General features: G+C 32.1%; 12 protein-coding genes and 1 pseudogene. 11 read left to right on the forward strand and 2 right to left on the reverse strand.

Going from position 1 to position 15,921, the window contains the following annotated elements:
* Positions 1-156 precede the first annotated feature (156 nt).
* Both Q0807_RS07060 and Q0807_RS07065 read left to right on the forward strand, forming a co-directional pair.
* Positions 157-3,672 (forward strand): TraB/GumN family protein, encoded by a 3,516-nt coding sequence (locus Q0807_RS07060; RefSeq protein WP_299108013.1) that lies wholly within the window; start codon positions 157-159, stop codon positions 3,670-3,672.
* A 38-nt stretch (positions 3,673-3,710) separates the two neighbouring features.
* On the forward strand, positions 3,711-4,043 hold the full coding sequence (locus tag Q0807_RS07065) for a hypothetical protein (protein WP_299108015.1): 333 nt from the start codon (positions 3,711-3,713) through the stop codon (positions 4,041-4,043).
* Positions 4,044-4,075: 32 nt separating this feature from the next.
* Here Q0807_RS07065 and Q0807_RS07070 read toward each other — a convergent pair whose 3' ends face one another.
* Positions 4,076-4,975: a helix-turn-helix transcriptional regulator gene (locus Q0807_RS07070; RefSeq protein WP_299108017.1), complete on the reverse strand. Its 900-nt coding sequence runs from the start codon at positions 4,973-4,975 to the stop codon at positions 4,076-4,078.
* A 209-nt stretch (positions 4,976-5,184) separates the two neighbouring features.
* On the opposite strand from Q0807_RS07070, the gene hemA reads away from it, so the two are divergent.
* The 9 genes and pseudogenes from hemA to Q0807_RS07115 all read left to right on the forward strand — a co-directional run bounded on the left by hemA (position 5,185) and on the right by Q0807_RS07115 (position 13,211).
* The gene (gene hemA, locus Q0807_RS07075) at positions 5,185-6,432 is read left to right on the forward strand and encodes a glutamyl-tRNA reductase (RefSeq protein ID WP_299108019.1); all 1,248 of its coding nucleotides are present in this window, start codon (positions 5,185-5,187) and stop codon (positions 6,430-6,432) included.
* Positions 6,425-8,005 carry a hydroxymethylbilane synthase gene (hemC, locus tag Q0807_RS07080; RefSeq protein ID WP_299108021.1) on the forward strand — a complete coding sequence of 527 codons (1,581 nt, stop codon included), beginning with the start codon at positions 6,425-6,427 and terminating at the stop codon, positions 8,003-8,005. Before hemA ends, hemC begins: the two co-directional genes overlap by 8 nt.
* A gap of 2 nt (positions 8,006-8,007) precedes the next feature.
* On the forward strand, positions 8,008-9,036 hold the full coding sequence (gene hemE, locus Q0807_RS07085) for a uroporphyrinogen decarboxylase (RefSeq protein ID WP_115815600.1): 1,029 nt from the start codon (positions 8,008-8,010) through the stop codon (positions 9,034-9,036).
* Positions 9,037-9,109: 73 nt separating this feature from the next.
* On the forward strand, positions 9,110-9,877 hold the full coding sequence (locus tag Q0807_RS07090) for an EI24 domain-containing protein (protein ID WP_299108025.1): 768 nt from the start codon (positions 9,110-9,112) through the stop codon (positions 9,875-9,877).
* On the forward strand, positions 9,874-10,422 hold the full coding sequence (locus Q0807_RS07095; RefSeq protein ID WP_299108027.1) for a GNAT family N-acetyltransferase: 549 nt from the start codon (positions 9,874-9,876) through the stop codon (positions 10,420-10,422). Before Q0807_RS07090 ends, Q0807_RS07095 begins: the two co-directional genes overlap by 4 nt.
* 69 nt (positions 10,423-10,491) lie before the next feature.
* Positions 10,492-10,845, forward strand: a pseudogene (locus Q0807_RS07100) (transposase); the annotation flags it as partial.
* A 273-nt stretch (positions 10,846-11,118) separates the two neighbouring features.
* Positions 11,119-12,021: an oxygen-dependent coproporphyrinogen oxidase gene (hemF, locus tag Q0807_RS07105; protein WP_299108653.1), complete on the forward strand. Its 903-nt coding sequence runs from the start codon at positions 11,119-11,121 to the stop codon at positions 12,019-12,021.
* Positions 12,022-12,039: 18 nt separating this feature from the next.
* Positions 12,040-12,426: a YchJ family protein gene (locus tag Q0807_RS07110; RefSeq protein WP_299108029.1), complete on the forward strand. Its 387-nt coding sequence runs from the start codon at positions 12,040-12,042 to the stop codon at positions 12,424-12,426.
* 11 nt (positions 12,427-12,437) lie between these two features.
* Positions 12,438-13,211 (forward strand): hypothetical protein, encoded by a 774-nt coding sequence (locus Q0807_RS07115; RefSeq protein ID WP_299108031.1) that lies wholly within the window; start codon positions 12,438-12,440, stop codon positions 13,209-13,211.
* Between the two features lie 12 nt (positions 13,212-13,223).
* On the opposite strand, the gene Q0807_RS07120 is transcribed toward Q0807_RS07115, so the two are convergent.
* Entirely contained in the window at positions 13,224-15,860 is a 2,637-nt protein-coding gene (locus Q0807_RS07120; RefSeq protein WP_299108033.1) for a DEAD/DEAH box helicase family protein, read from the reverse strand.
* Positions 15,861-15,921 lie beyond the last annotated feature (61 nt).

The raw sequence follows: 15,921 nt of genomic DNA on the forward strand, positions 1-15,921 counted from the left end.
TTTATTTATAGTGATATCATCAAATATTTTAATGATTTTGAAGTTATTCTATTGACCTTAAACATCTATAAATCTAACTTTTTAACGAGTTTTACTAATTATATATGGCTATTTAAAGGATTTAAATATCTTTACAAGACTCGACAAATACATATTATGAAAAAAACCCTATCTCTATTTCTTACATTATTTACAATAATCGCTTTCTCTCAACAACAATATCAGAGCCTACTCTGGGAAATTACCGGTAACGGATTAGAAAAACCCTCTTACCTTTATGGAACCATGCACGTTAGCAAAAAAGTGGCTTTCCGTTTAGATGATGTTTTTTATAAAGCATTAGAAGAAAGTGATTGCATTGCATTAGAATCTGACCCAACAACATGGCCAGGTTTTAATTATGAAATGATGTTAGACCAAATGGCTGCTTATAGCAATTATAGCAATGAGTTTTACACCAATTTATTTAAGTTAACGCATCCTGAGGAAATGGCAATTAGAGGTTCGGTTAGAATGGATAATAATGCCGTAAATGCTTATTTGTATAGAAAAAGCTATGCTTCAGATAATTTTGAAGAAGAAACATATTTAGACATGTTTATTTTTCAAGCAGGAAAGAAAAACAATAAAGACATTTATGCTTTAGAAGATTTAGCAGAATCTCGCTACTTAACAACTAAAGCGGCTTATAATGCTAACAAAAAAGAATTGGATCCTTGGGTACAAAAATTGTATGCTAAGGAAAACCCATATTTAATTCAAGAAAATCTTTATCGAGACAGAAATTTAGATTTATTAGATTCTATTGGTGCAGGTGTAAATACAGAATTCTACAGAGAGAATATGCTTTACATTCGTAATAAAAATATGGTAGTAGCTTTGGCAAAACTAATGCCAACTAAATCCGTATTTGCTGGTGTAGGAGCTGCACATTTGCCAGGTGATCAAGGTATGATCAACATGTTGCGTAAAAGAGGATATACTGTAAAATCGTTAACGTCAGAACAAACAGATTTTAGTAAAACTGAAAAAACAAAATTAGATAGTCTTTTTATTGCGCCAACACTTAAAATTCACAGTACTCCAGATAACTTTTTAAGTATTAACACTTACGATAAGCTACGCGAGTTTTCCTATGGTGGACAAAAATACTATCTAGACCCAGACATGACTAATGGTGCTTATTTAACCATGAATAGAATTAGTCGTTTCACCTATTTACCTAACGAAAAGGAAAATATTACACTAGAGGATATAGACCATTTGTTATATGAAGATATTCCTGGAGATATAATAAAAAAGGAAGAATTAACGACACCATATCCTGGTATTAGTATTGTAAACAAAACAAAGAAAGGCGAGTTTCAGAAATATCATATTTACCAAACGCCATTAGAAATTATAATTATAAAATTTGCTGGTCGTAGTGATTTTGTTTTGAAACATCAAGCCAAAATTTTTGAATCTATTACTCTAAAAACACCAACAAATGACACACAATTGTTTGTTGCTCCTAATAAAAAATTTGAAGTTGACTTCCCTAAATATTACGTCTCAAGTAATATGCATAACTATGGAAAAAAACTAATTGAAGGTCATAAAGATGATGCATATTACTTTGTAGAAGAAGCGGTTTTAAATGACATGTCTTATATAGAAGAAGATAGTTTTGAAGCTAAATATTTTCATCATGCCTTGTATAAAAATTATAAACTTGAAGAAGTAGATGGAGGCTTTAAAGCAGGTGATTATAAAACGTACGAATCTAGAGCTATACTCGATTCTACCTCTAACAAAAATTTACATTTAAAAACCATTGTAAAAGATGGTAGTTACTATTTGTTAGGCTATGTAGGAAGTAATGAAGATGATAAATCTGCATTCTTTAAATCTTTTAAATTCAACAAAACAGATTATTCTGGTTTTAGAAAAGTAATAGATACAACATTACATTTTTCTGTGAATACAAATTCTAAAGCACCTGCTCCAAATCCTTATGGATACGGTTATAATACCGGAAAAAAAGATAAAGACTACGAGCGAAAAGTTAACGAAACAACTTACTCAACACACGCTAACGAGCAAATTGCAGTTTCTAGAACTAAGTTTCATGATTTACAGATGTATCATAACATTGATAGTCTTTGGGCTGACTTAGAAAAGCAAGTTAATTATGGTTCATATTATTTTAATACCAATAAAGGTTTTAAAATTTCTAACCGTTCTTCATCTAAAAAAGATTCTATTTATACCAATCGTTTTAGCTACACAGATTCCGCTAGTGCGAAACAAGTATTAGTAAAAAACATTTTAAAGCAAGGTGTACTTTTTGAATTAAAGACTCTGGTAGATTCTATCAGTGGACCTTCAAAATTTGTAACAGAATTCTACGATACATTCACACCGATAGATACCCTTTTAGGTAAAAGTGTACTTAAAGATAAAACAGGTCAGTTTTTTGAAGCATTGCGAGCAAAAGACAGTATTATTTTAGAATCTTATGGTTTAATTAAATTCAAAAAACACAATAGTAAAGACATTATTGCTGTACTTAAGAATTTTGAATTCGATAAAGAACGCTTAGACATTAAATCTCATTTAGTAGGTAAGTTGATAGAAATAGATTTAAAGAACAACCTACCGTTTATTAAGCAACTCTATCACGACAGTTATTCTGATACACAAACACAAACTGCTATTTTAGATGGATTATTTGCCTCTAACAATAAAGAAAATTATAAGATTGCTTTAGACTTAATGGAGCGAGACTTACCTTTAGGAAGCGTTAGTAGCATGTTCTATAATTATTACGGAAAAGACTCCTTAGAACTAAAGGCTACACTTTTCCCTAAAATCCTAGAATATTCAACGATTACGGAATATAAGCAACCTTTGTATAACTTATTGGCAAGAGTAAAAGATAGTGGTTATATAAAAACAAAATCTTATAAAAAATACAAGAGTCAACTAATTAATGACGGTAAAATTGAAGTAAAACGTAACTTAGGAAATTCTAATTACGGTTATAATTCTTACTCTTACACTTTAGCAACTTACGTTAGACTTATTTTCCCTTATAGAACTGAGCGTTCTGCACAAGATTTCTTTGAGAAATTATTGAACGTAGATGACACTAATGCATTAGTTAAATACTATGTTCTATTAACTAAAGCAAAGGAACCTATTCCAGCCAAATTAACCGAAAAGCTGGTTGACGATGAAGAAAATCAATATTTGCTTTTAGAGGAATTAAATGAAGCTAAACTTTTAAAGAAATTAAAATCCTTTAAAATAGATCAACTGCAATTTGCCAAATCTAAACTCTTATCTGATGCTAATTTTGAAAAGGAAACAGATTCTGTTCAATTTCTATTTAAACGTGAGTTTATAACTGATAAAGGCAAGAAAAATGCTGTTATGTACTTCTTTAAAATAGACAAAGATGATGAGTACTCAGGCAAGTCAGAAGTTCTACATTACATCTCTTTTATTAAACCAAAGGATCTAACACAATTGGTCGTAGACTACTATTCTAAATCAGATAGCTACGGAACTATTGTAGACAAGACAAAAGAACTAGAAGAACAATACACTGAAATAATCAATTTAGCGATTTACAAAGATCGTGAACGTGTTACACCAAGTGGACGTGATAATTATTATGATTATTAAATTAAGACCGAAACTTATTTTGTCTTGCTTTAAATAAAATGGCATTTCCAAAGAAAAAATCTAGAAAAATTACTGTAAATAACCATCCTTTTAAATGGATGGTTAAACCAGATTATTACGGTGTAATGTTATTAATAATTTCTGATGAATATAATTCTCAAAAGCTGTTTGCCAATTTCAGACATAAAATTAATGGAAAGAATGCAAGTATGTATAATAACCCTTTCATCGTTGAGCCTAATTTAGTTAGAAAAACCATTTTGTATGGATTATTAAAAGACTATTCTCCAGAAATAAAAGGAAATGATATTAATTTAGGAGATTTAAGTAATGTTCTTCTTTTAGACTATGGGTTACAAACTAATCAATAAAACTGACATAGTTATTCCTAATGTTTAGTATTTCAACTAGAGGCTGTTATATACTTCTTAGGCGTAGTCCCAAACTTCTTTTTAAAAGCTGCAATAAAGTGGCTTCCTGTGCTGTAACCTACCTTTAAACCTACTTCGTTAACATTATAATCACCAGATTCTAATAGCTTACGAGCCACTTCCATTTTATAATCAAACAAAAAACTAAAAACAGAGTCACCATAAATCTGTTTAAACCCTTCTTTTAATTTTTTAAGACTTAAACCTATATCATCAGCAAGTTCCTGTAATGTTGGTGGTTCAGCCATATTAGCTATAATGATGTCTTTCGCTTTTTTAAGTTTAGCCACATTAACCTCATCAACTAAAAAAGGACATTGCTCAATATCTGCATCTTCACTTCTATTAAAAAACAGACTCAACAATTCGTAAGCTTTTCCCTTAAAGTATAAAGATTTAATAGAACTATTAAGGTTAAAACTAATCATCTGATTTAAAACTACAGCAATAGATGGTGAAATTTTACCATCTTTATAATATTTTTTATCCTTATTATCATCCGTTAAAAACGTTACATAATTAGCATCATCAGAAAATAACGAATGGAATTTTTTAATAGAAATCACCAAAGAAACTAACCAAGAGTGTGGCTTTAGTTCTAAATGAATGGGTAAATCGCGTTGTGGATTATAAAGTAACAATGATGTCTCTTCAGCTATATTCAACGTATAATTGCCTTCATTAAACATAAAAGCCGCTGAACCCTTAATACAAAAATGAAACTGAATATAACTGCTATCAATCTCACGCTCAATAACTTTTGGAATATCACCATCATTCTTACTCGTTAGTAAAATAAAGCCGTCTTCAATACTAATTTCGTCAAAAGTACCTTCAGCGTTACTTTTTAAAGCTGATTTTTCTAATTTCATTTCAATACTATTTAGATTCGTTCTAAACAAAGACTCTAAAAACCCTTGGTTTCACTGCAAAAATATGATATTTATCATGTTTTTGTTAAAAACCATCCTAAAAAACCACAATCGATACTTTAAGTTCTTCTAGCGTTGTTTTTTTTTAAATATCAAAATTACATTTGCGCTGTTACTTTCCATAGTCAGGTAAACGAGTAAAGCAACACATGCCAAATAGAAGCAAATATTTTTACGCAATAGGGCTCAGCTATCAAAAAGCTGATGCGCAAGTACGTGGTCATTTTAGTCTTAGTGATGATGCAAAACAAAACGTTTTGTCTCAAGCCAAGCAAAATGGTATAGAAAGTCTTGTGGTGATATCTACATGCAACAGAACCGAACTTTACGGTTTTGCAGAACATCCTTTTCAATTGATTCAATTGTTATGTGAAAACACAAAAGGCACTGTTGAAGAATTTCAAGAAGTAGCATACGTTCACAAAAACAAAGAAGCCATTAACCACATGTTTCGTGTTGGTTCTGGTTTAGATAGTCAGATTTTAGGTGATTTTGAAATTATCAGTCAGCTTAAGTTTGGTGCCAAAGCATCAAGGAAAGCAGGATTATTAAATTCGTTTACAGAACGTTTAGTGAATTCTGTAATTCAGGCTAGTAAACGTATTAAAAACGAAACCGAAATATCATCTGGTGCAACATCTGTGTCTTTCGCTTCTGTTCAATACATCATGAATAACGTAGAAACGATTTCTGAAAAGAACATTCTACTCTTCGGAACAGGTAAAATAGGAAGAAACACTTGCGAAAATTTAGTAAAACACACTAAGAATTCGCACATAACTTTAATAAACAGAACAAAAACTAAAGCTGAAGAAGTTGCTGGTAAATTTAATCTTGTTGTAAAAGATTACGAAAATTTAACCGAAGAAATTAACGCTTCAGACATTATCATTGTTGCTACTGGCGCGCAAAACCCAACGGTTTACAAATCTTTAATTTCTACAAAAAAACCATTATTAGTTTTAGATTTATCTATCCCTAAAAATGTAAACGAAGATATTACAGAACACGATAATATTACGTTAGTACATTTAGATGATTTAGCTAAAATTACCGATGATACTTTAGAAAAACGCAAAGCATTTATTCCAGATGCTGAAGCAATTATATTAGAAATTACAGCCGAATTTAATGCTTGGTTAAATACCTTAAAATTTGTACCAACCATACAGGCTATAAAACATAAATTGACAGATTTTAAAAATTCTGAATTCAATACACAACGCAAAAAATTAGCTGATTTTAATGAAGACCATGCTGAACTGATTACTAATAATCTCATTCAGAAAATCACTAATCAGTTTGCACACCACTTAAGAGAAGACAGTAATTCTTCAGATGAAAGCATTGAGCTTATCAAAAAAATATTCCAGTTAGAAACTACCGATAATGTCTAAAATAATTCGCATTGGCACACGCGATAGCCAGCTCGCTATGTGGCAAGCAAAAACTGTTCAATCTCAACTTGAACACTTAGGTCATAAAACTGTCCTTGTCCCAATAAAATCAACAGGAGACTTAGTGCTCGACAAACCGTTGTACGAACTTGGCATTACAGGGATTTTCACAAAAACCTTAGATATTGCAATGCTTAAGGGCATTATTGATATTGCGGTTCACTCACTTAAAGATGTACCAACCGTTTTACCAAAAGGTATTATTCAAGCCGCAGTTTTAAAACGTGGAAATATTAACGACACCTTAGTTTTTAAAACAAACGAAGAGTTTTTGTCAGCCAGAGATGCCGTTATTGCAACAGGAAGTTTAAGACGACGTGCACAATGGTTAAATCGTTACCCAACACACACAATTGTTGGTTTACGAGGAAACGTGAATTCTAGATTAGAAAAACTTGAAGAAAACGAAGATTGGGATGGTGCTATTTTTGCAGGAGCAGGTTTAGGTCGATTAAATATTACACCAGAAAATTCTATTAATTTAGGTTGGATGATTCCTGCACCAGCACAAGGTGCTATTATGATTACGGCTTTAGAGTCTGATGAAGAAACAAGAGAAATTGTTGCAGAAATCAATGACGAAGTTACTCAAATCTGTACCTCTATTGAGCGCGAATTCTTAAACCGTTTAGAAGGTGGTTGTACAGCACCAATTGGTGCTATTTGTTACATCAACAAAGAGGAAGAAGTTAATTTTAAAGGAATTCTTTTAAGTAAAGATGGTACCAAAAAGATTGAAGTAACTAAGGTTGCTGCTTTAGGAAGCCATCACAATATTGCAGAATTCTGTGCTGATTATATTATTGGAAAAGGTGGTAAAATATTAATTGACGAACTCACCCAAGGCGACAAAATAACCAACATCTATTCCACTAAAAAATTAACAAACGACCAGGTTGCTAAGTTTCATGACGATGTGGTTGCGCAAAGCAATGATTCTGTAAAAATTAATCCTAATCGATTAACAAAAAGCATCGTTCGTAACGAAATTGAAAACGTCATTATTACAAGTCAGAATGCTGTTGAAGCCTTATTGACTAACTTTTCAGCTGTAGAATTACAATTCAAAAATATTTATTGCGTTGGTAGAAAAACGAAGCGTTTAGTAGAGAAAAAAATAGGAAAAGTTAAGCATTACGAACAGTATGCTAAAGATTTAGCCAATCATATGGTTGAATTTATGGATGGTTCTGAAGCAACATTTTTCTGTAGTAATTTGAGATTAGATACTATTCCAAATATTTTAGAAGAAAACAATATCAAAGTCAACGAAGTAGAAGCTTACGAAACAAAGTTTGATGCAGAAAAAGTAGAAGGCGATTTAGACGGAGTTATGTTTTACAGCCCATCTACAGTTCAAAGTTTCTTAAAGCAGAACAAAGCAAAAGGTATTGCATTTTGTATTGGCGAAACGACAGCAACTGAAGCTAAGAAGTATTTTGAGGAAGTTCGCGTAGCGAAAGTTCCATTAGTAGAAAGTGTTGTTGAATTAGTTAACGAATTTTACGCTTAATCATGATAAAAAACGATTTATTCCTAAGAGCATTAAAAGGTGAAATAGTAGAACGTCCACCAGTTTGGATGATGCGTCAAGCAGGTAGATACTTACCAGAGTTTATGGAAATCAAAGCAAAGTATGATTTCTTTACACGCTGCCAAACACCAGAATTAGCAAGTGAAATTACAGTACAACCGATTCGTCGTTATGGTATGGATGTTGCTATTCTGTTTTCAGATATTTTAGTGATTCCTCAAGCGATGAATATTGAAGTACAAATGAAGCCTAATTTTGGGCCTTACTTACCAAATCCTATCCGCTCTCAAAAAGATGTGGATAATGTAATCGTTCCTGATGTAAAAGAAGCTTTAAACTATGTTTACGATGCTATAAAAGCAACCAAAGAAAAACTTAATGACGAAATTCCGTTAATTGGTTTTGCTGGTTCACCTTGGACAATTTTATGTTACTGTGTGCAAGGACAAGGTTCTAAAAACTTTGATAAAGCCAAAGAATTTTGTTTTACAAATCCGATTGCTGCACATCAATTATTACAGAAAATTACAGATACTACAATTGCTTATTTAAAGGAAAAAGTAAAAGCTGGATGTAATGCTGTACAAGTTTTTGATTCTTGGGGAGGCATGTTATCACCTGTAGATTATCAAGAATTTTCTTGGCAATATATTCAACAAATCATTGATGCGTTAAAAGACGATGCACCAGTTATCGCTTTTGGTAAAGGGTGTTGGTTTGCTTTAGATACTATGGCTAAATCTGGAGCGTCTGCTTTAGGTATAGACTGGACGTGTTCTGCACGTAACGCACGTTACCTAACAGGAGGAAATATTACGCTACAAGGTAACTTTGACCCAACGCGATTATTTTCGCCACCTGCAGAAATTAAGAAGATGGTTACTCAGATGATTAACGACTTTGGAAAAGATAAATACATTGTTAATTTAGGCCATGGTATTTTACCAAACATACCTTTAGAAAATGCCAAAGCATTCATTGATGCTGTTAAAGAATATAAAGCAGAATAAGTTTAATTCTCTATTATTGTAACTTAAAACACCTTTTAACGTCTTTTAAGTATAGCCAATTAAAAACAATAATATGATTAATAACATATTAAAAGGTATAAAAGCTTATACCGGAACTTTTGCTTTAATTTCTCAGTTAAAACTTTGGAAATACTTCGCCATTCCTATTATTATTAGCGTTGTAACAGCCTTAATGATTGGGTTATCTGCTTACGGATTATCTGACAACATTGGACGTTTTATTGCTAACATTTGGCCATGGAAATGGGGAAGTGAAACCTTCACCTCAATTTCTACCTTTATTGGTGGCATTGTTGTTATTGCCACTGGCCTAATTCTATACAAACACATCATCATGGCTTTTTCTGCGCCATTTATGAGTCCGGTTTCAGAAAAAATTGAAGCACATTTAACAGGTGTAGAAAGACACAACCATAGAAAAACGTCTTTTCAAGAACAATTATGGAGAGGTATTAGAATAAATATTAGAAATTTAGGAAAAGAATTACTCTTTACAATACCTCTATTACTATTGAAATTTATTCCAATAGTCAATATATTTTCAACCGCATTATTGTTTTTATTGCAAGCCTATTATGCAGGTTTTGGTAATATGGATTATACTTTAGAACGACATTTTAAATATAAAGAAAGCATCAATTTTGTTGGAAAACATAAAGGCATTGCAATTGGTAATGGTATTGTTTTCATGCTCTTTTTATTAATTCCGGTTGTAGGTGTAATTTTGGTTTTACCAATGAGTGTAACAGCTTCTTCAATAAATACCGTAAATCTATTAGAACAAGAAAATTCTCTAAACCACAATAGCGTCATAGTATGATGGTTGCAAAATTTAATGATTTCGAAATAAATCCAATACATAAGGGCGACGCTTGGAAGGTTTGTGATTTGTGTGTGGCCAATGCAGATAGATTAAAACGCTATTTTCCAAAAACCTTAGAACAGAATTTAAATCCAACCTTATCTCAACTATTTGTTGAAAAAATGGTAAAACAGTTTGAAGACAAAGAAACGTTTCTATTCACTTTAAAACATTCTGAAACTAGAGAACTCGCAGGACTTATTTATATCAAGGAGCTCGATTGGAACATAAAACAAGGAGAATTCGCCTACTGCATTGGTTATCCTTTTGAAGGGCAAGGCTTAATGTCTAAGGCGATTGATAAACTATCACAACATGCATTCACTAATTTAGGTCTAGAAACGCTTCAAATTATTGCTCATAAAGACAATTTACCAAGTGTAAAGGTGGCTTTAAACAATGATTTTAAATGGATTAAAACTTTAGTCAATGAGTTTACACCAAATGGAGAAGCACCTTTGGATATGGAGTTATATGAATTATACAGACCTAGCAGGTTTTAAAAATCTAATAGCAAATATCACAATCCTGCAAGGTTTCCAAAACCTTGTAGGTATTTAAGAGAAAACACCATGAAACTAGAAACTTTAGAAAAAGACCATTATTATCATATATATAATCGTGGAATTGATGGCTGTAATATCTTTAATTCCGATGAAAACAAACGTTATTTTCTAGAGTTAACAGGAAAATATTTAGACAACAAAATAAAAATTTCGGCTTATTGTCTTTTAGATAATCATTTTCATTTTCTAATTCAAATTAATGCTGAAACAAAGGAAGCTACTCAAGCTTTTTCTAATCTTTTCAATGCTTACTCTAAAGCATTCAATAAGCAAAACAACAGAACTGGAAGTATTTTCGAAAAACATTTTAAGCGAAAAAAGATAGATTCAGAAGCTTATTTTAAAACTGTATTTTGTTACATTCATCGTAATCCTAAAAATAATTGGCAACATTACAAATTCTCTTCTTATTCTTTTTATCATCTTGAAAAAACACCGAAATACTTTAATTTAGACAAAAATTACAGTTTGGATTTATTTAGTAATTTAAACAATCTAAAGTATGTCCACAACCAATATAAAATAGAAGACCTACAAGGTTCTGAAAACCTTGCAGGTCAAAATAACAACAATCATAAATCTCACAATCTACAAGGTCTCAAAGACCTTGTAAGTTTTAAACCCAACAATATTATCAAAGACAAATTCTTCAAATACATACACCAATTACAAGATACTATCACTTCAAAGCTTGAAGAAGTGGATGGTAAAGCGAAATTCCAAGAAGATATTTGGGAACGACCAGAAGGTGGAGGCGGAAGAACACGCGTCATTGAAAATGGTGCTGTTTTCGAAAAAGGTGGTGTAAACATATCTGGTGTTCATGGTAAATTACCAGACAGCATGCAAAAATATTTTGGTGTAGAAGATGCTGATTTTTTTGCTTGTGGTTTAAGTTTAGTCTTGCATCCTACAAATCCAATGGTTCCAACGGTTCACGCGAATTGGCGCTATTTTGAAATGTATGATAAAGAAGGTAACATCGTTGACCAATGGTTTGGTGGTGGACAAGATTTAACGCCTTACTACTTATTTAAAGAAGATGCCAAACACTTTCATCAAACTTGCAAAACGGCTTGCAACAAACATAACCCAGAATTTTACCCAAAATACAAGTCGCGTTGCGATGAATACTTTTACAACGCTCATAGAAATGAAGGTCGTGGTTTAGGTGGTTTATTCTTTGATTATTGCAAAGCCACAGACGAGATGAGTATGCAAAATTGGTACGATTTTGTTACCGAAGTTGGAGATAGTTTCCTGGAAGCTTATGTACCAATTGTTGAAAAACGAAAAACTTTAGAATACACCAAACCGCAACGCGACTGGCAAGAAATTAGAAGAGGACGTTATGTGGAATTCAATTTAGTGCATGATAAAGGCACATTATTCGGTTTGAAAACTAATGGACGCATAGAAAGTATCCTAATGAGTTTACCACCACATGTACAATGGGTTTACGACCATCAACCAGAAGCCGGAAGTGAGGAAGAAAAACTAATTAAGGTCTTACAAAATCCTGTGGATTGGGTTTAACTTTCAAGTAAATTAAAGATGAATTGTTACTGCGGAAATTCAAAATCATATACAGATTGTTGCGAAGTTTTTCATCTCAATAAAGGAAAAACAGAAACCGCTGAGCAACTCATGCGTTCTCGTTATAGTGCGTTTGTTTTGGCCGATGGCGATTATTTAATGGCAACACATCACAGTTCTACAAGACCAATAAAAGAGAAAAAAGCCATTGTAAAATGGGCAAAATCCGTACAATGGATACGACTAGAAGTATTAGAAACTTCAAATGGCTCAATAAATGATGTAGAAGGAATTGTTACCTTTAACGCTTATTTCTTTGAAAAAGGAAAAGTAGACGTCATTAGCGAAAAGTCCGCTTTTGTAAAAGAAAATAACCAATGGTTTTACTTAGGATTGAGTAAATAAAAAATCAAATTATGTGGAAATTATTTAAGCGTGTCTTTTTAATTATTAATATAAAAACATTTGTAATTACAGGTTTAGCCATTGCATCAACGGCCTTTTGCTTACATTTTCATATTAAAGCGGATTTCCCATTAACGCTAATTGGTACAGCTATTGTATTTCCTATTGTGTTTTCAATTGGTGGTGCATATAAACGTAGAGAAGTTGCACTTGATGAATATGGTTCAATTAAAGCTCATGGACGTGCGTTGTATTTTGCAGTATCAGATTGGTTAGAGAATCCACCTCAAGAGCTTAAAGACGAATTAAAAGTCCACCTTGGAAATCTATTAAGCTCATGTAAACATGTCTTCTCAAATCCTGTGAGTGATTTAGAAGAAAACGAAAAAGCAGTTTATAGAAGCTTTCAAGATTTATCAAAATTTATTAAAAGCATGCGCTCTTATGGCTTACCATCTGGTGAAGCTTCAAGGTCTAATCAGTTTTTAAGTAAAATGATGATTTCTTTTGAGCGCGTTAAACACATTTACCAATACAGAACACCTAGAACTTTAAGAACCTATAGTGATATTTTTATAGTGGTTTTACCTGTTATTTACGGTCCACATTTTGCGCATAACGTCACAAGTTATAACTACGGATTAGAATTTGCAGTTCCAATTATGTTTAGTGTTATTTTGGTGGCTTTAGATAATATTCAATCGCATTTAGAAAATCCTTTTGACCAACAAGGCGAAGATGATGTTTACATCAATGATGAGAAATTTATCAGGAATTTAGATTAGACATATATCTAACTATTTCCAAACCATAACTTCTTTAGTCACTTCTTTAAACGCATTGTAAACATGAAACAATCGTGCTTTTAATAGTAGTTTTCTACCCTCAACACTTCGGGTAAATAATAATTTGTTTTTTCCTAAATAATGCGCCCAATACTTTTGAAACACTAATGCATTGTCCTTTTTATCACCAAATAATTCTGGGATAGGATAGAAATTTTCAACATCGAAATGCTTTCTGAAAAGATTCGTTTTTATTATTAAATATCTAGGTGATTCAATGGGTTCTAAAAGCTCACTCAAGGCTTTGGTGAATAATGAATTTTCTAGCGCATTGGCACCAACTAAATAACAAACCACATCGCCTTTTCCTAACAAATAAGAATTGACTATAATGTCGTTTCTGTTTGAAGTGATATATCTCAACTCATTTAGAGTATCAAGAATGGCTAATCCCATTTTTTTAATTTTCTTATACAAATAGCCATGTCTTACGAAGAGTTTTAAGGCTTTATACAGCTTATAGCCAAACATAGCCACAAACGCAGCAACAAAAGCATAGACAAAATAAAGTACACCTCTTTGTAAAATGAGATTGAAACTATTAACTATAAATTCTACATAAAAAAGCGTTATGGTAATTAACAATTCCATCACAAAAAACCGAAGTACATCAAAATAATAGATTTGTTTTTGTCTTTTAAATGGTCGCTTTCCTTGATGTAAAATCTTTACTTCTTTGGTTAACTTCGTGCCTTTTCCTATAGCATTATTCCATTTTTCGGTAATTAAAATTCGCTTTGTTGCAACATTTAATGTCGATTCATTTAATGCATCAATAGATTCTACAGGAATCTCATCAGGAATATTCAACCGTTCAAAGCCATTAGAAATAAGCGGAATCGTACTGTTTGTAACACCTACAAAAGCTTCAAACCGTCGCTTTAAAGTATCTACTTCTTTTCCGCCGTCTAAATCGGTTGGGTCCACACAAGCTAAATGCCAAATGTTTCCGGTTTTTTTAGGCGAATCTAAATCTTTCCGAATCGCTCTACCTCGCATTTGGTTAGACGATACAAACGAACCAATAAACGAAGCCAGAATTAAACTGTTTATAGATGGCGCATCCCAACCTTCGCCTAACAAGGATTTTGTACCGACTAAAACTCTAATATTTCCAGCTTCAAAAAGTTGTGTAATAATGCTTACTATTGAGTTTTTCGGTTTTCCTTTCGCTGTAACCAATAAAAACGAAGCATCGATTTGCAATGGTGAAAACGAAAAATTATCTAAAGATTCAATCGCTTCAAAAGCATTTAAAATGGATTGATGAATAATTACAATACTGCCAGAAAGCACAGCTAATTCTTCAGGTTTATTGCAATAATGTCTTATATATTGAAAAATAGGAAGCACACCAATTTTATCGATATTTTCTATTTCTTCAGTTGTAATATTTAAAAATTCCTTTCGGATATAATCCGTTAGAATCACGCATCTTAAATCTCGTTTTAAGCTTTCGCGTTCTGCCTTAACAATACTAACGATGCTTTTCAATTTGCTTGGACTGTTAGACAAGGATTTGTAAAGTAGTTGTTCGCCAATAAAATCGACTGAATTCCGCTCAAAAACATTAAGCTTTCGTAATCGTTTCTCTAATGTTAAAATGTACTTCTCTTGCTCTATTAATTGTTCTCTATCGGAAACTAAGATATTCTGAAACAAAATACCAAGCCAATGCAAATTGAGCTCTGGAAACTGAATCATTTCCTTTTCATCGAAACCAAGAACTTCTAATTTTTGATGTTCTATTTCAAAGCCACAGGCATCCAAAAAGATGAGAATAGCAGAAAAATATTCGGTATTAGAATAGAGTTCATCTAAATGCCAATTTGGGTTTTTATAAAAACGATGTTCAATTAAAAAATTGATAAAGGTTTCATCCTTTAATAATTCATCTTTAAAATCTGAAATATTTCGTCTGTAATCAACGATAAAATTTATCTCTAAATCTTCGGGTTTTGAGAAATAAACAAAATCTTGATGTGGACTTAAATCCCCTTCGCGCACTAAATTTGGCACTGCAATTTCATCATCAACTTCGCCACAAAGCGTAAAATATTTAGACACTTCTGCTCTACTGCTATCATAAGGTGGTGTTGCGGTTAATGCTACGATGTAAAACTCAGAATTCCGTTTTAAGTCCATTAAGCAGTTCCACCATGCATTTTTTAAATGATGCGCTTCGTCTAAAACTAAAGTTTCAATATTGTGTTTTTTAAAGAATTGATAATAATCGGTTTTATCTTCAAAGGTTTTATAAAATGCATGAAGCGATTGATAGGTAGAAAATGTAACATCACTTGGCTTTTTAATATCGAATGAATAGGTTTCAAAATCGCAATTCTCAGTAAAAAAAGATTGTAAACGGTCTTCCCACTGATTTCTTATGGTCAACGTTGGCGCTAAAACCAGTGTTTTCTTTCCTAATTTTCTAACGATTTCTAATCCTAAGATGGTTTTCCCAGAACCTGGAGGTGCAATTACATGAAAATGATTATCTGCAATATGACTGCTAAAATGTTTTAAAAGTTCAGCCTGATAGCTTCGCCAAGGAAAAATAAATTCTAAATCATCTAAGGATTTGAGCACTTAAAAATGGGTTTAAATCGTTAACTTTGTATTTGATAAAAGTAATCATAATCCTCATACA

The organism is uncultured Winogradskyella sp. (assembly GCF_947495255.1).
In the GTDB taxonomy this organism is placed as follows: domain Bacteria; phylum Bacteroidota; class Bacteroidia; order Flavobacteriales; family Flavobacteriaceae; genus Winogradskyella.

Bases quoted from the DNA above. Each gene is read 5' to 3' on its own strand.
- Q0807_RS07060 (WP_299108013.1), top strand. From the start codon at position 157: ATGAAAAAAACCCTATCTCTATTTCTTACATTATTTACAATAATCGCT.
- Q0807_RS07065 (WP_299108015.1), top strand. From the start codon at position 3,711: ATGGCATTTCCAAAGAAAAAATCTAGAAAAATTACTGTAAATAACCAT.
- Q0807_RS07070 (WP_299108017.1), bottom strand. From the start codon at position 4,975: ATGAAATTAGAAAAATCAGCTTTAAAAAGTAACGCTGAAGGTACTTTT.
- hemA (WP_299108019.1), top strand. From the start codon at position 5,185: ATGCCAAATAGAAGCAAATATTTTTACGCAATAGGGCTCAGCTATCAA.
- hemC (WP_299108021.1), top strand. From the start codon at position 6,425: ATGTCTAAAATAATTCGCATTGGCACACGCGATAGCCAGCTCGCTATG.
- hemE (WP_115815600.1), top strand. From the start codon at position 8,008: ATGATAAAAAACGATTTATTCCTAAGAGCATTAAAAGGTGAAATAGTA.
- Q0807_RS07090 (WP_299108025.1), top strand. From the start codon at position 9,110: ATGATTAATAACATATTAAAAGGTATAAAAGCTTATACCGGAACTTTT.
- Q0807_RS07095 (WP_299108027.1), top strand. From the start codon at position 9,874: ATGATGGTTGCAAAATTTAATGATTTCGAAATAAATCCAATACATAAG.
- Q0807_RS07110 (WP_299108029.1), top strand. From the start codon at position 12,040: ATGAATTGTTACTGCGGAAATTCAAAATCATATACAGATTGTTGCGAA.
- Q0807_RS07115 (WP_299108031.1), top strand. From the start codon at position 12,438: ATGTGGAAATTATTTAAGCGTGTCTTTTTAATTATTAATATAAAAACA.